Origin of the sequence: Streptomyces sp. YPW6 (assembly GCF_018866325.1) — a bacterium.
Lineage (GTDB): Bacteria > Actinomycetota > Actinomycetes > Streptomycetales > Streptomycetaceae > Streptomyces.
This window is the reverse complement of sequence record NZ_CP076457.1, coordinates 6724772-6746203: the sequence shown is the minus strand read 5'-3', so window position 1 is coordinate 6746203 and position 21432 is coordinate 6724772. Positions and strand designations below refer to the sequence as shown.

16 protein-coding genes, 1 pseudogene and 1 riboswitch are annotated in these 21432 nt (G+C 71.9%); of the genes and pseudogenes, 5 read left to right on the top strand and 12 right to left on the bottom strand.

Annotated elements, in window-relative coordinates; all coding sequences use genetic code 11:
• Positions 1-13: 13 nt before the first annotated feature.
• From ribH to ribD, 5 genes are read right to left on the bottom strand one after another with little or no spacing between them, the layout of a single operon-like run.
• Complete coding sequence (ribH, locus tag KME66_RS29650; protein ID WP_003970409.1) at positions 14-499, bottom strand: 6,7-dimethyl-8-ribityllumazine synthase; 486 nt, start codon at positions 497-499, stop codon at positions 14-16.
• A gap of 31 nt (positions 500-530) precedes the next feature.
• Complete coding sequence (locus KME66_RS29645; RefSeq protein ID WP_216327896.1) at positions 531-1829, bottom strand: bifunctional 3,4-dihydroxy-2-butanone-4-phosphate synthase/GTP cyclohydrolase II; 1299 nt, start codon at positions 1827-1829, stop codon at positions 531-533.
• Positions 1826-2470 (bottom strand): nicotinamide mononucleotide transporter family protein, encoded by a 645-nt coding sequence (locus tag KME66_RS29640; RefSeq protein WP_073222547.1) that lies wholly within the window; start codon positions 2468-2470, stop codon positions 1826-1828. The genes KME66_RS29645 and KME66_RS29640 overlap by 4 nt, the downstream gene beginning before the upstream one ends.
• Positions 2467-3075: a riboflavin synthase gene (locus KME66_RS29635; protein WP_216327893.1), complete on the bottom strand. Its 609-nt coding sequence runs from the start codon at positions 3073-3075 to the stop codon at positions 2467-2469. The genes KME66_RS29640 and KME66_RS29635 overlap by 4 nt, the downstream gene beginning before the upstream one ends.
• Complete coding sequence (gene ribD, locus KME66_RS29630; protein ID WP_216327890.1) at positions 3076-4185, bottom strand: bifunctional diaminohydroxyphosphoribosylaminopyrimidine deaminase/5-amino-6-(5-phosphoribosylamino)uracil reductase RibD; 1110 nt, start codon at positions 4183-4185, stop codon at positions 3076-3078.
• Positions 4186-4357: 172 nt separating this feature from the next.
• Positions 4358-4488: riboswitch (FMN riboswitch) on the bottom strand.
• A 311-nt stretch (positions 4489-4799) separates the two neighbouring features.
• Here ribD and KME66_RS29625 point away from each other — a divergent pair.
• On the top strand, positions 4800-7154 hold the full coding sequence (locus KME66_RS29625; protein ID WP_216327888.1) for a chitinase C-terminal domain-containing protein: 2355 nt from the start codon (positions 4800-4802) through the stop codon (positions 7152-7154).
• A 128-nt stretch (positions 7155-7282) separates the two neighbouring features.
• Here the strand turns inward: KME66_RS29625 and KME66_RS29620 are convergent, their stop codons facing one another.
• Entirely contained in the window at positions 7283-8476 is a 1194-nt protein-coding gene (locus KME66_RS29620; protein WP_073222538.1) for an ROK family transcriptional regulator, read from the bottom strand.
• Positions 8477-8640: 164 nt separating this feature from the next.
• On the opposite strand from KME66_RS29620, the gene KME66_RS29615 reads away from it, so the two are divergent.
• Both KME66_RS29615 and KME66_RS29610 read left to right on the top strand, forming a co-directional pair.
• Positions 8641-9870: an MFS transporter gene (locus KME66_RS29615; RefSeq protein WP_216327885.1), complete on the top strand. Its 1230-nt coding sequence runs from the start codon at positions 8641-8643 to the stop codon at positions 9868-9870.
• A gap of 188 nt (positions 9871-10058) precedes the next feature.
• Positions 10059-11450: a solute carrier family 23 protein gene (locus KME66_RS29610; protein WP_216327883.1), complete on the top strand. Its 1392-nt coding sequence runs from the start codon at positions 10059-10061 to the stop codon at positions 11448-11450.
• Between the two features lie 133 nt (positions 11451-11583).
• Here the strand turns inward: KME66_RS29610 and KME66_RS29605 are convergent.
• Positions 11584-12791, bottom strand: a pseudogene (locus tag KME66_RS29605) (glycoside hydrolase family 6 protein).
• 96 nt (positions 12792-12887) lie between these two features.
• On the opposite strand from KME66_RS29605, the gene KME66_RS29600 reads away from it, so the two are divergent.
• On the top strand, positions 12888-13598 hold the full coding sequence (locus KME66_RS29600) for a DUF5995 family protein (RefSeq protein ID WP_216327879.1): 711 nt from the start codon (positions 12888-12890) through the stop codon (positions 13596-13598).
• 24 nt (positions 13599-13622) lie between these two features.
• Here KME66_RS29600 and KME66_RS29595 read toward each other — a convergent pair whose 3' ends face one another.
• The 5 genes from KME66_RS29595 to KME66_RS29575 all read right to left on the bottom strand — a co-directional run bounded on the left by KME66_RS29595 (position 13623) and on the right by KME66_RS29575 (position 20031).
• A complete protein-coding gene (locus KME66_RS29595) occupies positions 13623-15317 on the bottom strand; it encodes an NAD(P)/FAD-dependent oxidoreductase (protein WP_073222530.1) in 1695 nt (564 codons plus the stop codon).
• 47 nt (positions 15318-15364) lie between these two features.
• Positions 15365-16162 carry a carbon-nitrogen hydrolase family protein gene (locus KME66_RS29590; protein WP_073222528.1) on the bottom strand — a complete coding sequence of 266 codons (798 nt, stop codon included), beginning with the start codon at positions 16160-16162 and terminating at the stop codon, positions 15365-15367.
• 204 nt (positions 16163-16366) lie between these two features.
• On the bottom strand, positions 16367-16825 hold the full coding sequence (locus KME66_RS29585; RefSeq protein WP_018490190.1) for an Lrp/AsnC family transcriptional regulator: 459 nt from the start codon (positions 16823-16825) through the stop codon (positions 16367-16369).
• Between the two features lie 114 nt (positions 16826-16939).
• Positions 16940-18397: an aldehyde dehydrogenase family protein gene (locus KME66_RS29580; RefSeq protein WP_216327876.1), complete on the bottom strand. Its 1458-nt coding sequence runs from the start codon at positions 18395-18397 to the stop codon at positions 16940-16942.
• Positions 18398-18564: 167 nt separating this feature from the next.
• A complete protein-coding gene (locus KME66_RS29575) occupies positions 18565-20031 on the bottom strand; it encodes a GuaB1 family IMP dehydrogenase-related protein (RefSeq protein WP_216327873.1) in 1467 nt (488 codons plus the stop codon).
• Between the two features lie 297 nt (positions 20032-20328).
• On the opposite strand from KME66_RS29575, the gene KME66_RS29570 reads away from it, so the two are divergent.
• A complete protein-coding gene (locus tag KME66_RS29570; protein WP_216327870.1) occupies positions 20329-21405 on the top strand; it encodes a terpene cyclase in 1077 nt (358 codons plus the stop codon).
• Positions 21406-21432 lie beyond the last annotated feature (27 nt).

The following is a 21432-nucleotide window of genomic DNA, read 5'->3' as shown; positions in this document are numbered from 1 at the left end:
CGCCGGAGCGCACTCAGCGCCAGGGTTCGCTGACGGTGCGCAGCGTGGCGGCGGTGGCGACGGCGGCGGTGACCGCTTCGTGCCCCTTGTCCTCGTTGGACCCTTCGAGGCCGGCCCGGTCGAGCGCCTGCTCCTCGGTGTCGCAGGTCAGTACGCCGAAGCCGACGGGAACACCGGTGTCGACGGTGACCTGGGTGAGGCCGAGGGTGACGCCCTGGGAGACGTACTCGAAGTGGGGGGTGCCGCCGCGGATGACCACGCCGAGGGCGACGATCGCGTCGTAGCCGCGTCCGGCGAGCACCTTGGCCACGACGGGCAGCTCGAAGGAGCCGGGGACCCGGAGCAGGGTCGGCTCGTCGATGCCCAGCTCGTGCAGGGCGCGCAGCGCGCCGTCGACGAGCCCGTCCATGACCTTCTCGTGCCACTGGGCCGCGATCACGGCCACGCGCAGGTCGCCGCAGTTGCGTACGGACAGTTCGGGTGCACCCTTGCCGCTCATGTCTCTCCTGTTGCTGATCAGAAAATGTTCGTCACTGGTTGGCGCAGGTCGACGCCGGGGTTCCGTCGAGCCACGGCAGATCGTGGCCCATCCGGTCGCGCTTGGTGCGCAGGTAGCGCAGATTGTGCTCGCCCGCCTGCACGGGCATGGGCTCGCGTCCGGTGACGGCGAGTCCGTGGCGGACGACGGCCTCGGTCTTCTCGGGGTTGTTCGTCATCAGTCGCAGGCTGGTGACGCCGAGGTCCGCGAGGATCCGGGCGCCCGCCGCGTAGTCGCGGGCGTCGGCGGGCAGGCCGAGCTCCAGGTTGGCGTCGAGGGTGTCGACGCCGCGCTCCTGGAGTTCGTACGCGCGGAGCTTGGAGAGCAGACCGATGCCGCGTCCCTCGTGGCCGCGGAGGTAGACGACGACGCCCCGGCCCGCCTCGGTGATGCGCCGCATGGAGGCGTGCAGCTGGGGGCCGCAGTCGCACCGCTGGGACTGGAAGATGTCGCCGGTCAGGCACTCGGAGTGGATCCGGACGAGGACGTCCTCGCCGTCGCCGATGTCGCCGTGCACCAGGGCGACGTGCTCGACGCCGTCGGCGATGGAGCGGTAGCCGTACGCGGTGAAGTCGCCGAACGCGGTGGGCAGCCGGGTCCGCGCCTCGCGGCGGACGGTCGGCTCGTTGCTGCGGCGGTAGGCGATCAGGTCCTCGATGGAGATGATCGTCAGGCCGTGCTTGCGGGCGAACGGGATCAGCTCGGGCAGCCGGAGCATCACACCGTCCTCGCCCGCGATCTCGACGATCGCCCCGGCGGGGCGCAGTCCGGCGAGCCGGGCGAGGTCGACGGCGGCCTCGGTGTGGCCGTTGCGGACGAGGACGCCGCCGGAGCGGGCGCGCAGCGGGAAGATGTGGCCGGGCCGGACGAAGTCACCGCTGCCCGCGACGCCGCCCGCGAGCATCCGCAGCGTGGTGGCGCGGTCGGCGGCGGAGATGCCGGTGGTAACGCCGTGGGCGGCGGAGGCGTCGACGGAGACCGTGAAGGCGGTCTGCATCGACTCGGTGTTGTCCTCGACCATCTGCGGCAGTTCGAGGCGTTCCAGTTCGTCGCTCTCCATGGGCGCGCAGATCAGCCCGCGGCACTCGCTCATCATGAAGGCGACGATCTCGGGCGTGGCCTTCTCGGCGGCGATGACGAGGTCGCCCTCGTTCTCACGGTCCTCGTCGTCCACGACGACGACGGGACGGCCCGCGGCGATGTCACGGACGGCCTGCTCGACCGGGTCCAGGGAGAGGTTCTCGGGGAGCGGGTCGTGGTCGGGGTGCAGCCAGGTGGGCTGGGCAGTCATGCCGTGGCTCCTTCCAGAGCGGGGGTCCGCGTACGCAGCCACCAGTCGCGCATCCCCCACAGGACGAGGGCGCCGTAGATGACGTAGACGAAGCCGGAGAAGGCGAATCCGTTGGCGAAGTTCAGGGGGACGCCGACGAGGTCGACGAGCAGCCAGGCGAACCAGAACTCGACCATGCCGCGGGCCTGGGCGTACATCGCGACGACGGTGCCGACGAAGATGTAGGCGTCCGGCCAGGGGTCCCAGGACAGGGTGGGGAAGGCGGTGAACAGGCCGCCGACGGCGAGGGTGCCGAGCGCGGCGGCGCCGATCAGCACGCCCCGCTCGCGCCAGGTGGCGAAGCGGACGGCGATGGAGCCGTCCTGCGCCTGCTGCCTGCCGCGGTTCCAGGACCACCAGCCCCACAGGGCGACGACGATGACGACAAGCTGCTTGCCCGCGCTGCCGGAGAGGTGTGCGGAGGCGAAGGCGACGAGCAGGATCACGCCGGAGAGGAGCTGGGCGGGCCAGGTCCAGATGGAGCGCCGCCAGCCGAGGGCCAGGGCGATCAGGCCGATGATGTTGCCGATCATGTCCGACCACTTGATGTGCTGGCCGAACACGGTGAAGGCCTCGGAGTTGAGCCAGGACGCGGCGTTCATCGGGGGTCCTGTCCGGCCCGGTCGCCGAGCATCCGCTCGACGTACTTGGCGATGACGTCCACTTCCAGGTTGACCGGGTCGCCGGGCTGCTTGTGGCCGAGCGTGGTCAGGGCGAGGGTGGTCGGGATGAGGCTGATGGTGAAGAACTCGGCCGCCGCGTCGACGACGGTGAGGCTGACGCCGTCGACGGTGATGGAGCCCTTCTCCACGACGTAGCGGGTCAGCTCGGGCGGCAGGGAGACCTTGACGATCTCCCAGTGCTCAGAGGGGGTGCGCTCGACGATGGTGCCGGTGCCGTCCACGTGGCCCTGGACGAGGTGCCCGCCGAGCCGGCCGCCGAGCGCCATCGGGCGCTCCAGGTTGACCCGGGAGCCGGGGGCGAGCGCGCCGAGGCTGGAGCGCTTCAGCGTCTCGGCCATCACGTCGGCGGTGAACTCGCCGTTCTCGGTGTCCACGACGGTGAGGCAGACGCCGTTCACCGCGATGGAGTCGCCGTGCTTAGCGCCCTCGGTGACGAGGGGGCCGCGCAGCCGGAAGCGGGAGGCGTCGGCGAGCTGCTCGACGGCGGTGACCTCACCCAGTTCTTCGACAATTCCGGTGAACACTCAGTTTCCCTTCCGAGCAGGGGCCGGGGCGGCGGGGACGGCGGTGACGCGGAGATCGGGGCCGATCGCCGCGGTCTCGGTCACGTCGAGGCGCAACGCCTGGGAGATGGTGGAGATTCCGGCGTCGGCGAGGGCGGCGGGGCCCGCGCCGAGCAGGACCGGGGCGAGATAGCCGACGACCTTGTCGACCTTTCCCGCGGCGACGAAGGAGCCCGCGAGGGTGGGGCCGCCTTCGAGGAGTACGGAGCGGACGCCCCGGGTGTGCAGGGCTGCGAGGAGCGCGTCGAGGTCGAGGCCGGGTCCGGTGGCGGCGCGGGGCAGCCGCAGCACGGCGGCCTCGGGGAGGTGACCGGCGGGGGCGTCGTCGGCGACGGCGATCACGGTGGGCGCGGTGGCGTCCAGGACCCGGGCGCCGGGCGTGACGGCGGCGGCGTTCGTGTCGACGACGACCCGCAGCGGCTGGGTGGCGCCGTCGATGCCGCGTACGCCCAGCTGGGGGTCGTCGGTACGGGCGGTGCCGGAGCCGACGAGCACGGCGTCGGCCTCGGCGCGCAGCCGGTGGACGTCGGCGCGGGCCTCGGGAGAGGTGATCCAGCGGCTGGTGGCGTCGGCGGCGGCGGTACGGCCGTCGAGGGTGGCGGCGTACTTCCACAGGACGTACGGCCGGCCGAGGCGCACGGAGGTGAGCCAGGCGGCGTTGCCCGCCTCGGCCTCGTCGGCGAGGAGGCCCTGCTCCACCCGGACACCGGCCGCGCGCAGGGTGTCGGCGCCGCCGGTGGCCTGCGGGGTGGGGTCGCCGACCGCGTACACGACCCGGCTGATCCCGGCGGCCAGGAGGGCCTGGGCGCAGGGGCCGGTGCGGCCGGTGTGGTCGCAGGGTTCGAGGGTGACGTAGGCGGTGCCGCCACGGGCCCGGTCGCCGGCCGCGCGCAGGGCGTGGACCTCGGCGTGCGGCCCTCCGGCGCGCTGATGGAAGCCGTCACCGGCCACGGCTCCGGCGGCGTCGGTGATCACGCATCCGACGACCGGATTGGGGCTGGTGGAGCCGAGACCGCGGGCGGCGAGGGCGATCGCTCGGCGCATGGCGGTGATGTCGGCTGCGGTGTCCACCGGGTCCTCCTGCCTCTTCGGGCACGGACTCCGGGGCCTGTCGATGACGACAGAGAGAGCGGATCTCCAGCGGGAACGCCGTACCCGAGGACGGGAAACGCCAGGAACGCACGGCGTCCGGGAGTCCTCCCGGCCATGCGTCCGCCGACGGCGGCGTACCGATGACGAACCGCCGCGCACTGCCTCCCATCCGGACTTTCACCGTCGGTCCAGGAATTTCACCTGGTCAACCGGCCGCTGGCTGCGGACGGGTCGCGGACTGTAACCGCCGGTTCGGAATTGCACCGACCCCGGAGTGCGCTGCTACTGGTACGGAACCAGTCTGCCACGGACAGCTCTCGGCCATGCGGGTGAGCAGTGTGGGCTGGGTCACAGAAGTCCGGGGCGGACCCCGGAACGGGTGGCTCATTCTCGTCGGAGATGAGCACGACAACGTCGTCATGCGCGAAGTTGAGCCCTGAAGGTCCGTACCTATTGACGCACTGGTCTAGTCCTTTTAATCTCTGCGTCACCTCGGAGGTTCGGTCCCACGGTGGGCGCACACCGGGACCCCGACAGACCCACCCCCTTTTCGCCAGTTGTGTTCTGCCGACCTCCCCAGGAGGAACGACCACATGCTGTCCCCCACCCGAGCGAGAGCCACGCTCCTCGCCGCCGGCGCCGCCGTCGCCGGACTGCTGCTGAGTTCACTCGCCGCAGGCCCCTCGGCCGCGGCCGACCAGAACTCCTGTCGCCCCGACGGGCTTTACCAGACCCCCGGCGTCAACGTCCCGTACTGCTCCGTCTACGACGCCGACGGACGCGAGAAGATGGGCGCCGACCACCAGCGGCGCGTCATCGGGTACTTCACCAACTGGCGTACCGGCAAGGACGGCAAGGACGCCTACCTCGTCCCGGACATCCCGTGGGACAAGGTCACCCACCTCAACTACGCCTTCGCGCACGTCGACGGCTCCAACAAGCTGTCGGTCGGTCCGGACAGCGCGGACAACGCCTCCACCGGGATGACCTGGCCCGGCGTCGCGGGCGCCGAGATGGACCCGACGCTCCCCTACAAGGGGCACTTCAACCTGCTGACGAAGTACAAGAAGCAGCACCCGAACGTGAAGACCCTGGTCTCCGTCGGCGGTTGGGCCGAGACCGGCGGCTACTTCGGTCCCGACGGCAAGCGCGTCGACTCGGGCGGCTTCTACTCGATGGCGACCAACGCCGACGGCTCGGTCAACCAGGCGGGCATCAACACCTTCGCCGACTCGGCCGTCGCGTTCATCAAGAAGTACGGCTTCAACGGCGTCGACATCGACTACGAGTACGCGACCACGATGAAGGACGCGGGCAACCCGCTGGACCACACGCTGGCCAACGGCCGCCGCGCGGGCCTGGTCAAGGGCTACGACGCCCTGATGAAGACGCTGCGCGAGAAGCTCGACCGCGCGGGCGAGGCCGACGGCAAGCACTACCTGCTGACCGTCGCGGCCCCCTCCTCCGGCTATCTGCTGCGGGGCATGGAGACGTACCAGATGCAGAAGTACCTGGACTACGTCAACATCATGTCCTACGACCTGCACGGCGCCTGGAACGAGTACGTCGGGCCCAACGCCTCGCTGTTCGACGACGGCAAGGACAACGAGCTGGCACAGGCGGGCGTGTACACCACCTCGCAGTACGGCGGCGTCGGCTACCTCAACACCGACTGGGCCTACCACTACTTCCGCGGCTCGATGCCGGCCGGCCGCATCAACATCGGCCTGCCGTACTACACCCGCGGCTTCAAGAACGTGCAGGGCGGCACCGACGGCCTGTGGGGCAAGGCGGCCACGACCGACTGCCCGGCGGGCGCGGGGCTGACCAAGTGCGGTGACGGCGCGGTCGGCATCGACAACCTGTGGCACGACAAGGACACCAACGGCAAGGAATCGCCCGCCGGTTCCAACCCGATGTGGCACGCGAAGAACCTGGAGAAGGGCATCGTCGGGGACTACGTCACCGACTACGGCTTCCCCGCGAACACCCAGCTGACCGGCACGTACGCCCGCAAGTACGACTCCACGCTGGTCGCCCCGTGGCTGTGGAACTCCGAGAAGAAGGTGTTCCTCTCCACCGAGGACGAGCAGTCGGTGAAGGCCAAGGCCGACTACGTCGTGGACAAGGGCATCGGCGGCACGATGATCTGGGAGCTGGCGGGCGACTACCAGTGGAACGCGGCGAAGGGGCAGTACGAGACGGGCTCCACGCTGACCACCGCGATGTACGACGCGTTCAAGTCGGCCACCCCGTACGGCGCGAAGCGCTCCACCATCGACCTGCCGTCCGAGGCGCTCAACATCGACGTCTCCTTCGGGCAGTTCCCGCTGGGCGACTCCAACTACCCGATCAGCCCCAAGCTGACGATCACCAACCGGACCCAGGCCACGCTGCCCGGCGGTACGGAGTTCCAGTTCGACTACTCCACCTCCGCCCCGGCCAACGCCAAGGACCAGTCCGGCTTCGGCACGAAGATCATCCGCAGCGACCACACGGCGGCCAACAACATCGGCGGCCTGAAGGGCGACTACAACCGCGTCTCGCTGAAGCTCCCGTCCTGGCAGAGCCTGGCCCCCGGCGCCTCGGTGCAGCTGGACTTCGTCTACTACCTGCCGACCTCGACCCCGTCGAACTGGACCGTGAACTTCGGCGGGAAGACCTACGCGCTCGCCGGTGACCTGGCCCGCGGCACCACGGTGGTCGAGCCCGGGACCGGCCCGACCCCGACCCCGACCCCGGACCCGACCGGACCCACGCCGACCCCGACGCCCACGGAGCCGGGCGGCAGCTGCTCGGCCCCGGCGTGGAACGCGACGACCGAGTACGGCGGCGGCTCCGTCGTCAGCCAGGACGGCCACCAGTGGAAGGCCTCCTGGTGGACGAAGGTTGAGAAGCCCGGCACCACCGGTGAATGGGGCGTCTGGAAGGACCTCGGCGCCTGCTGATCCCCGCTGTGCCCGTCCCGGCCCGGCGTGAGCGGTTCTCCCCGCTCGCGCCGGGCCGTGGGCCGTTCTCCCGGCCGGCCCCGGATCCCCCGCCCTCCCGGACGGCGTACGGGGGCGAACCGGCCCGGTCAGCCCTCCGGGGCGAAGAGCGCGTCCTGCGCCGCGTCCCGGGCCGCGATCAGCGCACCGCGCAGCACCGCCCCGTCGCCCAGCGAACCGGCGCGGACCTCGGTGCGCAGAGGTGACAACGCGGCCAGCCGCTCCTCGACCCGGGCGGCGAGCGCGTCCCCGCCCGCGTGGCCGACGGCCCCCGCGAGCAGCACGCAGCCGGGGTCGAGCACCGAGACGACGGCGGCCAACCCGAGGGCGAGGCGGTCGGCGACCTCCTTCAGGAAGGGATCGCCCGCCTCCCCCGCCGCCAGGGCGGCCCGCACCGCGTCCACGGCGGCCGCCTCCTCCTCCCGCCCCCCGGCCACGGTCCCGCGGTCCACGAGTCCGTGCGCGGCGGCGAGTTCGCAGAGCGCGGCGGAGCCGGCCAGCGAGTGGAACCCGCCCTCGCAGTTGACCGCGGACGGCAGCCCGCCCACCCCGGGGACCGGCAGGAAGCCGATCTCCCCCGCGCCGCCGGACGCCCCCTGGCGCAGCTTGCCGTCCAGCATCACGGCGGCCCCGACCCCCTGGCCCAGCCAGAGCAGGACGAAGGTCTCCCGGTCGTGGGCGGCGCCCTCCCGGTGCTCCGCGACGGCCGCGAGGTTCGTCTCGTTCTCCACCAGCACGGTGGCCGGAAGCCGCCGCTGGAGCTCCCGGACGAGGCCCCGGTGCCAGTCGGGCAGACCGGAGCTGTCACGCAGTTCGCCGGTGCCGGGGTCGATCAGCCCCGGCGCCCCGATCCCGACGCTGTGCAGGGGAACCGCCCCGGCGGCCCGGGCGGTGCGCTCCAGCAGGGCGGCGGCCCGCTCGACGGCGGGCCCGGTGGCGGTGTCGCTGCCGATGGGCAGCGAGTCCTCGGCGAGCGTCGCCCCCAGCAGGTCGGTCACGACCACGCTGACGCTGCCGAGGCGCACGTCGAGCGCGGCGAGATGGGCCCGGTCGGCGACGATCCCGTAGAGCTTGGCGTTGGGACCGCGACGGACGGCCCCGGACTCGCCGACGACCCGGATCAGACCGGCGTCGCGCAGCCGTTCGACGAGGTCGGCGACGGTGGGCCGGGAGAGTCCGGTCAGCGTCTTGAGCTGGGTGGCCGTCAGCGGGCCGTCCTGCTGGAGGAGCCGCAGGGCGAGCCGGTCGTTGATGGCCCGAGCCGTGCTCGGAGATGCGGGCATACCGGGATCCTTCCAGATGGCCGCCCCGCCGCTTTTCCGGGCCGACGCGTACCGACTATTTATCAGGCAGGGTTCCTGATAGTTTACGCCACGCATGGTCGCGGAAGCGCCGGGAGAGCCGGAACCGCCGGCATCAGAGGATTCCCAGGGGAGGGCTCGACGGCATGACGAAGGACTCGACCGTCACGGTCTGCAGCACACAGCGGGTGAAACGGGCGCGCATCGCCACCGCCGCGGTCTTCACCGTCCACGGGGCGGTGACCGGCAGCTTCGCGACCCGGGTGCCGTGGATCCAGGACCACGCCGGGGTGAGCGCGGGGCAGCTCGGTCTGGCGCTGGCCTTCCCCGCGATCGGCGCGTCGGTCGCGATGCCGCTCGCGGGCCGGATCAGCCACCGGTTCGGCGCCCGGACCGCGCTGCGGGGGCTGCTGGCGCTCTGGACGCTGGCGCTGATCCTGCCCGCGCTGGCACCGGACCTGCTCACTCTCTGCGCCGCACTGTTCGTCTACGGGGCGACGGCGGGAATGTCCGACGTGGCCATGAACGCGCTCGGCGTCGAGGTGGAGAACCGCCTCGACAAGTCGATCATGTCGGGGCTGCACGGCATGTGGAGCGTCGGCGCGCTGGCCGGTTCGGCGGCGGGCACGGTCGCCGCCCACACCGGGACGGACGCCCGGACCCACCACCTTTTCGCGGCCCTGGTGCTCACGGCGCTGGGCCTGATCGCCTGCCGGGACGTCCTCGACATCCGGAGCCGCACGGACGAGGAACCGCCGCCGAGGTTCACCACTCCGCCGAAGTCGGCCCTGGTCATCGGGGCGGTCGGCTTCTGCGCGGTGTTCGCCGAGGGGGCCAGCCTGGACTGGTCGGCGGTCTACCTGCGGGACGTCCTGGACGGTTCGGCCGGCCTCGCGGCCGCGTCCACCACGGCGTTCGCCCTGATGATGGCGGTGGCCAGGATCGCCGGAGACCGGATCGTCGACCGGTTCGGCGCGGTCCGCACGGTGCGGACCGGCGGGATGACGGCCACCGCGGGCGGGCTGCTGGTCGTGTTCGCCCCCTCCCCCGCCGCCGCGATGTGCGGCTTCGGGCTGCTGGGCCTCGGGGTGGCGGTCGTGGTCCCGCTGGCCTTCGCCGCGGCGGGACGCAGCGGGCCGAACCCCAGCCAGGCCATCGCGGGCGTCGCCACCATCACGTACACCTCCGGTCTCATCGCCCCCTCGGCGATCGGCTCGCTGGCCGAGGCGACCTCGCTGGTGGTGTCGTTCGGCGTGGTGACGGTGCTGGCCCTCGGCCTGGTGCTGGGCGCCGGGGTGCTCCGCTCGGCCGACCGGAAGGTCGCGGGGTCCCGGATCGGCGGGGGTACGAAGGCGACGAGCGCCACCGGCAGCTGACCCGGGGCCGGGGTGCGCGAGAGGGAGACCGCTCGGCGCCGGCCCGGCGTGACGGCGTGCGACGGGCGACCTCCGCGCGGCCCCCGCCGGGCGCACCACTACCATGGCGCTGATCTTTTCCGCAGGTGAACTCCGAACCCCGGGTCGCAGACCGGTCGGCACACCGAGCAGACCTTCAGGGAGCAACCATGAGCCTCGGCGTGCGCTGGACCTTGCACGGCGACGGGAAGACCCCCGCGCCCGGGGCGGTGGTCCGCCCCGACGAGCGGCTCTCCTGGCCCCGTACGTTCGGGCTCGGCGCCCAGCACGTCGTCGCGATGTTCGGGGCGTCGTTCGTCGCCCCGGTCCTGATGGGCCTCGACCCGAACCTCGCGATCATGATGTCCGGGGTCGCGACCGCGATCTTCCTGCTGGCGACCAGGGGCCGGGTGCCGAGCTATCTGGGCTGCTCGCTCTCCTTCGTCGGTGTCGCGGCCACGATCCGGGCGAGCGGCGGGGACAGCGCGACCGTCACGGGCGCGGTGCTGGTGGTCGGCGCGGCGCTGTTCCTGGTGGGTCTCGCCGTGCAGCGGTTCGGCGCACGGATCATCCACGCGGCGATGCCGCCGGTGGTGACGGGTGCGGTCGTGATGCTGATCGGCTTCAACCTGGCACCGGTGACCGCCTCCACCTACTGGCCGCAGGACCAGTGGACGGCACTGGCGGTGATGCTGTTCACCGGCCTCGCCGTGGTGTGCCTGCGCGGTTTCCTCTCCCGGATCGCGATCTTCCTGGGGCTGGTCTTCGGGTACGTGCTGTCCTGGGTGCTCGACCTGGCGTTCGGGAAGATCCACTCACCGGCCGGCGGGGCGGAGGCCGTGGACCACTGGCGCCTGGACCTCTCGGCCGTCGGACAGGCCGACTGGATCGGGCTGCCGTCCTTCCACGCGCCCGCGTTCGAGTGGTCGGCGATCCTGGTGGCGCTGCCGGTGGTGATCGCGCTCGTCGCGGAGAACGCCGGGCACGTCAAGGCCGTCGGCGAGATGACCGGCGACCCGCTGGACGACAAGCTCGGCACCGCCATCGCGGCGGACGGCGCGGCCTCCATGCTCTCCACCGCCGTGGGCGGTCCGCCCAACACCACGTACTCCGAGAACATCGGCGTGATGGCCGCGACCCGGGTCTACTCCACCGCGGCGTACTGGGCCGCGGCCTGCTTCGCCCTGCTCTTCGGCCTGTGCCCGAAGTTCGGCGCGGTCGTCGCCGCGATCCCGGGCGGGGTGCTCGGCGGGATCACCGTGATCCTGTACGGTATGATCGGCCTGCTCGGCGCGCAGATCTGGCTCAACGGCCGGGTGGACCTGCGTAATCCGCTCAACCTCGTCCCGGCCGCCGCGGGCATCATCATCGGAGTCGGCGGGGTCAGCCTGAAGATCACCGACACCTTCGAACTGGGCGGCATCGCGCTCGGCACGATCGTCGTGATCACCGGCTACCACGTGCTGCGGGCCTTCGCCCCGGCCCACCTCAAGCCCCAGGAACCGCTGCTGGACTCGGGCACGTCGGCGTACGACGAGAAGCCGGGCGCCGAGAAGAGCTGAACCGTCACGGGTCGGGCCCCGGGGCCGGACCGCACGGGGACCGGACCGGGGACAGGCCCTGTGCGAGCCCGCCCCGGGAGCAGTCCGCACGGGGACCGGCCCCGCGATCGGACGGTACGGGGACGGCCGGGGCTCACCCGGTGGCCAGGGCGTAGGCGTACTCCGGGGTGAAGGAGCCCGCCGCGCCCGAGCAGCCGTCGGACTCCCCCGGCAGCTTCACCCACAGGTACGCGTCGATCCGGGCCTCGCCGGTGCGCGTCGTCGGGGTGCGCCCGAGAGCGCGGCCCGCCGGGTCGCACCACTGGCCGGCGGCGGGCGCCCCGTTGCCGTTGCGGCTGGTGTCGATCACCGCTCCGAGTCCGGCCGGGCCGCCGAGTGCGGCGAGGACCGCGCGGGCGTAGGCGGTCTCGTCGGCGGTGCGGTGGAAGTTGGACACGTTGGTGAAGATGCCGTCGCCGTCGGTGGCCGCTCCGGCGGCCCGGAGGGCGGCGGCCTGCTTCTCGGGGGTGTGCCAGCCCGAGTGTCCGCCGTCGAAGTAGACCCGGGCCCGCGGGCCGGCGGCGCGCAGGACCCGGCCGGCGCGGGCCAGGGAGGCGAAGCGGGCGGCCCGGCCGGAGGCGCTCAGGCAGTCGGAGAGGGCGATGGCGTCCGGCTCCAGGATCACGATCGCCGCACCCGCCCCGAGCCCCTGGGCGAACTCCCGTATCCAGGCGTCGTACGCCGCGAGGTCCGGGGCGCCGCCCTTCGACGCACCGCCGCAGTCCCGGTCGGGTATCGCGTACGGGACGAGTACGGGAATCCGGCCCGCGGCGGCCGCGCCCCGGGTGACGTCGCGGACCTGCCCGGCTATCTCGCCCGGGTTGTGGGCGGCGAACCAGACGGCGGCGGGCTGCGTCGCGATCCGGGACTCGATGACCGGGCGGCGCGGATCGTCGGGGTGGGCCCGCACCCAGTCCAGCACCTGGGAGCGCGGGTGCCGGAAGAGGCGGCTGCGCGGTGCGGGGGCGGGTGCCGTCGTCCGGGCGGGCGGAGGCGCGGGGGCGGCGCTCGGGCGGGCCGGGGTGTCCGAGGGGACGGCGCCGGAGCGGAGCGCGCGGAGGAGGCGGACGGGGCCGGGGCCGCGGGCGTGGGCGTGGGCACGGCGGGGAGGGGCTGGAGGACCGGCGAGGGCGACGGTTCGGGGCGGGCCGTGTCGCGCCCCTCCTGGTGGCCCGCGTCGATCAGTCCGGCGGTCGCGCCGATCGCCACGACCGCCGAGGCGACGGCCAGCAGGGCGTGGCGGTGGGCCGCGCGGCGGCGTTCACGGTGAGCGGTGCGACGTCGTACCCGGGTGCCCGGCACTCCTCGATCCCCTTTTCCGGCACCGCTGTTCGCCCGTTCCGATGAATACCCGGCCGGTCGGCGCCGTGGCGAGCCTACGGCTGGGACGCTCCGCGCATGACGCAGATCGAGCAGTCCGCAGTACCGGCCCCGGCCGGCGGCCCGACGACGGGCGGCGCCCGGATGATCGAACGTATGCGGGAATTGCGGTCGAGGTGGCCGTCGGGGGACGGGGTGGCGGTCTTCCACCGGCTCTATCTGGAGGCCCTGGAGACGGCCGGTCCGGAGCCGGGCAGGGGCGGCCCCGGTGGCCGGGAGGCCGCCGCCCTGCTGGGCGGACGCTGCGCCGGGCGCTATCTGTCGGCCGCCGAGACCGCCATGGCGGGCGGGCGGCCGCCGGAGTGCTGGCGGCCGTTGCTCCCCTGCCGCCGCCATCCCGGCGTACGTCCGCTGCAGTTCGCGCTCAGCGGTCTCCAGGCCCACGTGGGCCACGACCTGGTCCTCGCCGTGGTGGACACCTGTCGTACGCTCGGCTGCGATCCACCGGACCTGGAGGGGGAGTTCGAGCGCGTCGGTGATCTCCTCGCATTGCTGGAGGAGCTAATCCACGACGAGCTGATGCCGGGACCCGACCTGCTGCGCATCGCGGATCCGCTGACCCACCTGGTGAGTTCCTGGAGCCTGGAACGGGCCCGCGAGGCGGCCTGGTCGGCGGCCCGGACGCTCTGGCGGCTGCGCGGATTCCCTTCGCTGGCCGAGGAGTTCCGGCAGCGTACCGACGCGGGCGCGGGTCTGGTGGGGCGGCTCCTGCTCACCCCCTGCCCCTGACGCCCGCGCCGGCGCGGCTCCGGCTCAGTCCTCCGGCAGCTCGACCGGGGCGATCTCGTCGAAGACGTCGCCGGGGCCGGGGTTGGTCGCGTCCGTGGCCCCGCCGAACTGGTGCATGACGCCCCACACGGCGTTCAGCGCGGTCTGCACGGCGCCCTCGGCCCAGCCGGCCGTCCAGGAGATGTCGTCCCCGGCGAGGAAGATGCCCCGCTTGTCCTCGGGCAGCCGGTCCTGCATGAAGTGGGTGAACAGCCGCCGCTGGTAGCGGTAGTGGCCGGGCAGGTTGGCCTTGAACGCGCCCATGAACCAGGGCTCGTTCTCCCAGGAGACGGTGACCGGGTTGCCGATGATGTGGCTGCGGATGTCGACGTTCGGGTAGATCTCGCCGAGCGACTTGAGCATGACCTCCATGCGCTCCTTCGGGGAGAGCGGCAGCCACTTCAGGCTGTCGTCGCACCAGGTGTAGGAGAGGCAGATGACGGCTGGCCTGTCCGGTCCGTCGTCCAGGAGGTACGTCCCCCGGGTCATCCGGTCGGTCAGCGTCATCGACAGGGTGTCGCGGCCGGTGGTCGCGTCCTTGTCCAGCCAGAACGGGCGGTCGACCGGCACGAACAGCTTGGACGACTCCATGTAGTGGGTGCGCTCCATCGCCGTCCAGTGGTCGATCGGGAAGAGCGCGTCATCGCAGTCGATCTTCGAGAGGAGCAGCCAGGACTGGCCGGTGAAGACCGCGGCGCGGAAGGTGCGGATGTCGCCGGTGGCGTCGGTGACCGTGATGCGGTTGCCCGCCGTACGGGTCAGCCGGGTGACCGCGCCGCGCGGCTCGCCGTCGTGCAGGGAAGACAGCGAGGTGCCGAGCGGCCAGTGGACGATCTTCTGCGGCTCGCGGTCCCACAGGCGCAGCGGGAGCTGCTGGCTGCCGCCGACGATGCCGCGGTGGTGGTCGTCGGCCTCGGTGTAGACGACGCGCAGGATCTCCAGGATGGAGTTGGGGAAGTCGGTGTCCCAGCCGCCGGTGCCGAAGCCGACCTGGCCGAAGATCTCGCGGTGCCGGAAGGACGTGAAGGCCTCGGACTCGCAGAGGAAGCCGTAGAAGGTCTGGTTGTCGAGCCGCTCGACGAGCTGCGACCAGATCTCCCGGATGCGCGGGACGTCCCGCTCGCGCAGCGCCCGGTTCATGTCGGAGAAGTCGGCGCCCTCCTCCAGACAGGCGTTCCAGGCCTCGGCGACGTCGCGGTAGACCTGCGGCAGGTCGTCGATGGTCTCGGCGTAGTGCGACTCGCCCTTGAGGTCCACGACGGTCGAGGGCGTGGCCGGGGACAGCGGGTTGGGGAAGGGCCGGGTCTCCAGCCCCACCAGGTCGATGTAGTGCTGGAGCGCCGTGGAGGACGGCGGGAAGCGCATCGCGCCCATCTCGGCGGTGAGGTCGCCGTCGCAGCCGTCGAAGCCGACGGTACGCAGCCGGCCGCCGATCCGGTCGGCCTCGTAGACGACGGGCTTGAGGCCCATCTTCATCAGTTCGTACGCGGCGATGACGCCCGAGAGTCCGCCGCCGATGACGGCGACCTCCTGGCCGTGCTCGGTCGCCGGAATCTGCCCGAGTCCGGCCGGGTGGGCGAGGAAGTCGTCGTACGCGTACGGGAAGTCCGGCCCGAACATGGTGATCGGCGGGGCGGCGGCGTCGGTGTGCTGGACGGCATTGGGCACCGTGGACGTCATGGGGTACGGACTCCTTGCGCGGTACGGAAGTTCGGGGAGGGGCGGGCTCAGGCGAGGGAGCCGTAGAGGCCGGGACGGCGGTCCGCGAGATACGGGTTGGCGGCGCGCGAGGCGGCCAGGAACTCCGGGTCCACCTCGCCGGTCACGAGTTCCTCGCCGCGGCCGGCGCGGGCGCGGACCATGCCGTCGGGGCCGGCCAGGCAGCTGAGCCCGACGAACTCGAACTCCCCTTCCGGGCCGGTGCGGTTGACGTAAGCCACGTACATCTGGCTCTCGAAGGCCCGTACGGGCACGACGGATTCGGCGACGAACTGGAAGGGGTGCATCTGCGCGGTGGGCACCAGCAGCAGATCGGTGCCGGCCAGGGCGTGCGCCCGGACGTTCTCGGGGAACTCCACGTCGTAGCAGATCAGCAGCCCGATGCGCAGGCCGTCGAGGTCGGCCTGGACGACGCTCTGCTCACCGGGGGTGAACCACTCCTGCTCGAAGCAGCCGAACAGGTGGGTCTTGCGGTAGTTCGCGAGGCGCGCGCCGTCGGCTCCGACGAGCTGGGAGGCGTTGAAGATCCGCTCCCCGTCGCGCTCCGGGTAGCCGTAGAGGACGGCGAGGCCGTGGCGTACGGCGATCTCGGCGACCGCCTCGGAGCCGGGGCCGTCGGCGGGCTCGGCCAGGACGGGCACGGCGTCGCCGATGGCGTATCCGGTGAGGAACAGCTCGGGCGCGACCAGCAGCCGGGCTCCGGCATCGGCGGCCCGGCCGGCGGCCTCGTCGAGCACCTTCAGGTTCTCGGCGACGGCGCCGGGCCGTCCGGAGCTCTGGAGCAGGGCGGTGCGCAACGACGGCATGGCTGACCTCGGGCGGTGCGGGCGGGGTGGGGAGACGTATCGAAGGTACGTGGCCCGGATCGGCCCGGACAAGGCGCGAGTGTTGCGCGTCGACCGTTGATTCGTTGCGCGGTCAGGTCCCAGGACGGCGAATCGTTGCGTCGGGCATCATCGCAGGTCAGCGAGGTGATGTGCACCACTGGCCGGGGCGGTCTCCGGGGCGGATCAGGCCGGCGGGGCCTCCGCGGAGTAGCGGCGCAGCAGCGGTGAGAGCACCAGCACCGACTTCGTGCGTTCCACGTACGGCTCCCCCGCGATGCGCTCCAGGACCTGTTCGAAGTGGCGCATGTCGGCGGCGAAGACCTGCACCACCGCGTCCGCCTCGCCGGTCACCGTGGAGGCCGAGGCGATCTCCGGGTAGCGGGCGAGGCCCTGCTTGATGGCGTCCGGGGAGGTGTTGCGGCTGCAGTAGATCTCGATGAACCCCTCGGTTTCCCAGCCGAGCGCCGCGGGATCGACCCGCACGGTGAAGCCGGTGATCGCGCCCTCGGCGCGCAGCCGGTCGACGCGGCGTTTCACGGCGGGGGCGGAGAGGCCGACGACGGCGCCGATGTCGGCGTAGGAGCGCCGGGCGTCTTCGGCGAGGGCGTGGACGATGCGTTCGTCGAGGTCGTTCAGGCGCACGTCGGGCGGTTCACTTCTCTGCGTGGGTCGGCTTGCGGGAGGCGGCGCGTGCCGCCTCCCGCAGTAGACCACGGACCACCGCCGTGGGCGCGCCCGGTGCGGCGGGGCGGGCCGTCAGAAGGGGAACTGCGAGCGGCCGTGCTGGATGGAGATCCACTTCTGGGTGGTGAAGGCCTCGATCATCGAGTCGCCGTTCAGCCGGCCGAGACCCGAGCTCTTCTCGCCGCCGAAGGGGACGATCGGCTCGTCGTGGACGGTGCCGTCGTTGATGTGGATCATGCCGGTGTGGATGCGCTGCCCGACCCGGACGCCGCGCTCGATGCTGCCGGTGTGGACGGCGCCGCTGAGGCCGTAGGGGGTGTCGTTGGCGATCCGGACGGCCTCGTCCTCGCCGTCGAAGGGGATCAGCAGGGCGACGGGCCCGAAGATCTCCTGCTGCAGGACGGGCGAGTCGGCGGGGAGGCCGGTCAGCACGGAGGGGCTGACGAGGTTGCCGTCGGCGCGGCCGTGCAGCAGGGCCGTGGCCCCGGCCGCCACGGTCTGGTCGACGAGCTTGGAGACGGACTCGGCCTGCGAGGAGTTGATCAGCGGGCCGATCCGGGTGGCCGGGTCGGCGGGGTCGCCGACGGTGAGAGAGGCGACCTTGGCGACGAACTTCTCGGTGAACTCGGCCTCGACGGCACGGTCGACCAGGATGCGGTTGGCGGCCATGCAGACCTGGCCCTGGTGGACGTACCGGCTGAAGACCGCCGCGTCCACGGCGTAGTCCACGTCCGCGTCGTCGAGCACGATCAGGGCGCTGTTGCCGCCGAGTTCGAGGACGGCGCGCTTGAGGTTCCGGGCGCAGACGGTGGCGACGTGGCGGCCGACCTTGTCCGAGCCGGTGAAGGAGATGACCTGCGGCACGGGGTGCTCCAGCAGGGTGTCGCCGATCTCCGCGATGTCGGTGATCACGACGTTCAGCAGTCCGGCGGGCAGCCCGGCGTCCTCGAAGACCTTGGCCAGCAGGGTGCCGCCGCAGATCGGGGTGTTCTGGTGCGGCTTGAGGACGACGGCGTTGCCCAGGGCCAGCGCGGGCGCGACGGACTTCAGCGAGAGCAGGAAGGGGAAGTTGAACGGGCTGATGACGCCGACGACGCCGACGGGCACGCGGTAGACGCGGTTCTCCTTGCCCTCTGTCGGCGAGGGGAGGATCTGCCCGGCGGGGCGCAGCGCCAGCTGGATCGCCTCGCGGAGGAACTCCTTGGCCAGGTGCAGTTCGAAGGCGGCCTTCAGCCGGGTGCCGCCGAGCTCGGCGACGATCGCCTCGCCGATCTCCTGCTCGCGCTCCTCGACGATGCGCAGCGCCTTCTCCAGCACGGCCCGCCTGCTGTACGGGTTGGTGTCCGCCCAGGCATGCTGCGCCTGCTCGGCGGCCCGGTAGGCCTGGTCGACCTCGTCGGCGGTGGCGACCGGGATCGAGGCGAGCTTCTCCCCGTCGAACGGGTTGAAGTCGATGATGTCCCAGGACCCCTTCCCCGGCCTCCACTCGCCGTCGATGTACTGGTGGGCCAGGTCAGTGAAGAAGGACATGAGATCCCTTACCGCAGAGAGGCAGGCAGCTGAGTGCGGTTCATATTACTGAGATTCCAACGGAGTTGAAGCGCGCCCCCGGCCATGCGCGCACGTACCGGAAACGACCGCGCCCCCTCCGGCGTCGAACAGCCGGAGGGGGCGCAGTCGTTGCGGTGATCGCGGGATCAACTCCAGCTGGCGTGCAGCGGCTTGCCCTCGGCGTAACCGGCGGCGCTCTGGACGCCGACGACGGCCTTCTCGGTGAACTCCGCGAGGGAGCCGGCACCGGCGTAGGTGCAGGAGGAGCGGACCCCCGCGATGATCGAGTCGATGAGGTCCTCGACTCCCGGGCGGGCCGGGTCGAGGAACATCCGCGAGGTGGAGATGCCCTCCTCGAAGAGCGCCTTGCGGGCACGGTCGTAGGCGGACTCGTCCGAGGTGCGGTTCTTCACGGCGCGGGCCGAGGCCATCCCGAAGGACTCCTTGTAGAAGCGGCCGTCGGCGGACTGCTGGAGGTCGCCGGGCGACTCGTACGTGCCCGCGAACCAGGAGCCGATCATCACGTTGGACGCGCCGGCGGCGAGCGCCATGGCGACGTCGCGCGGGTGCCGGACGCCGCCGTCCGCCCAGACGTGCTTGCCGTGCTTCTTCGCCTCGGCGGCGCACTCCAGGACGGCGGAGAACTGCGGGCGGCCGACGCCGGTCATCATCCGGGTGGTGCACATGGCGCCGGGGCCGACGCCGACCTTGATGATGTCCGCGCCCGCCTCGATCAGGTCGCGCACGCCTTCGGCGGCGACGATGTTGCCCGCGACGATCGGGACCCGGGGGTCGAGGGCCCGGACGGCCTTCACCGCGCTGATCATGGATTCCTGGTGGCCGTGGGCGGTGTCCACCACGAGGACGTCGGCGCCCGCGTCCAGGAGCTGCTTGGCCTTGCCGGCCACGTCGCCGTTGATACCGACGGCGGCCGCGATGCGCAGCCTGCCCTCGGCGTCGGTGGCGGGGGTGTAGAGCGTGGCGCGCAGGGCGGCCTTGCGGGTGAGGATGCCGACGAGGCGGCCGTCCGCGTCGACCGCGGGGGCGAGCTTGCGGTTGGCGCCGTCGAGCCTGGTGAAGGCGTCGCGCGGGTCGATGTCCGCGTCCAGCAGGACGAGGTCCTTGGTCATGACCTCGGAGAGCTGGGTGAAGCGGTCGACGCCGCTGAGGTCGTGCTCGGTGACGACGCCGACGGGACGGCGGTCGGCGTCGACGACGACGCCCGCGCCGTGCGCCCGCTTGGGGAGCAGCGACAGCGCGTCGGCGACGGTCTGGCCGGGGGCCAGCTCGATCGGGGTGTCGAGGACGAGGTGGCGCGTCTTGACCCAGGAGATGACGTCGGTGACGACCTCGATCGGGATGTCCTGGGGGATGACGACGAGGCCGCCGCGGCGGGCGACGGTTTCGGCCATCCGGCGGCCCGCGATGGCGGTCATGTTGGCGACCACGAGCGGGATGGTGGTACCGGTCCCGTCGGGCGACGCGAGGTCCACGCCCTGGCGGGAGCCGACCGCGGAGCGGCCCGGGACCATGAAGACGTCGTCGTACGTGAGGTCGTACGGGACCGCGGGGGACTCTGTGTAGCGACCGGTACCCGGCTCAAGAAAACGCATAACACTCATTTTTTCATACGAAACCGTGCAGGTCGCCTTCCCGAAGACACAGCAAAAGACCCCCGCATTCGTCTGATCCTCCGAAGAGGCGGCCGGGGGTCCCGGGCAAGTGAACCTGCCTTACCCACGGACTGTACCCGAACGGGATTCGAATCATTCGTGATCACCATCCCTGGACCGGGTGACAAGGGGTCAGGTAGCTTCAAAGCCGCAGGTCTCGGGGGTGTCGGAAGCGCCGGTCCGGCTCGTCGGCACCCCTGGGCACACCGTATGACCGGAGAGGATCCCGATCCGCCTGTGGACAGCGAACTGCCGGACATCTACTGCCCGTTCCCGCAGCGGACCAATCCGCACGTGGAGCACACCCGGGGGCATCTGGACGCCTGGACCAGACGGACGGGTCTGGTCCACCGCGAGTCCGCGAGGAACCGATTCGAACAAGCCGATTTCGGGGCGTTCGTCGGCATGGTCTACCCGACGGCCGACGAACACCACCTCGATCTGGTGGCCGACTGGTTCGTCTGGCTCTTCCTGGTCGACGACCAGCTCGACGACGGCCACCTCGGCCGTTCACCCGAACTGGTGAGAAGCGTGGTCGACCGGATGCGCGCGGTCGTCGACGGCTCCGCCCCCGACCCGCTGCCGGGCGAAGACGTCCCGGCCGCCGTCACCGCCCTGGCCGACCTGTGGAAACGTACGACGCCGAACGCGGCCCCGCACTGGCGCACCCGGTTCGCCTGGCATCTGGTCACCTACCTCACGACCGCCACGACCTGGGAGGCGGGCAACCGCGCCGAGGACGTGGTGCCCTCGGAGGAGACGTACATCGCCAAACGGCGGCACACCGGGGCCATCCACGTCTGCATGGACCTCATAGAGATCGTGGCGGGCATCGAGGCGCCGGAGTCCCTCCACAACGACCCCCGTTTCATCACCGCCCTGGAAGCCGCGTGCAACCACGTCTGCTGGGCCAACGACGTGTACTCCTTCGAGAAGGAGCAGGTGCTCGGCGAGATCCACAACCTCGTCCACCTGGTCCGCCACCATCGGGGCCTCGGGGAGCAGCAGGCGCTGGACCACGTCGCGGAGCGGCTCGCGATGGAGACCGAGCGGTTCCTGACCGCCGAGGACGAGTTGCTGGAGCTGTATCCCGAGCTGTCCGGGCTGCTGGTGCCCTACCTCGACGGGATGCGGAGCTGGATGCGCGGCAACCTGGACTGGTCGCGCCGGACGCCCCGCTACAACCCGGCGGACGTGGCGCAGTACGAGGAGCCCGAGGAGTACCTGGAGGAGACGGTGCTGGGCGTCCCGCCCGCGCGCACCGGGGCAGCCGCCCCCGCCCCGCGCGCGGCCAAGGTCCCCCCGGTCGGCTGAGGGGTCCACAGGACGAGAGGCCGAGGG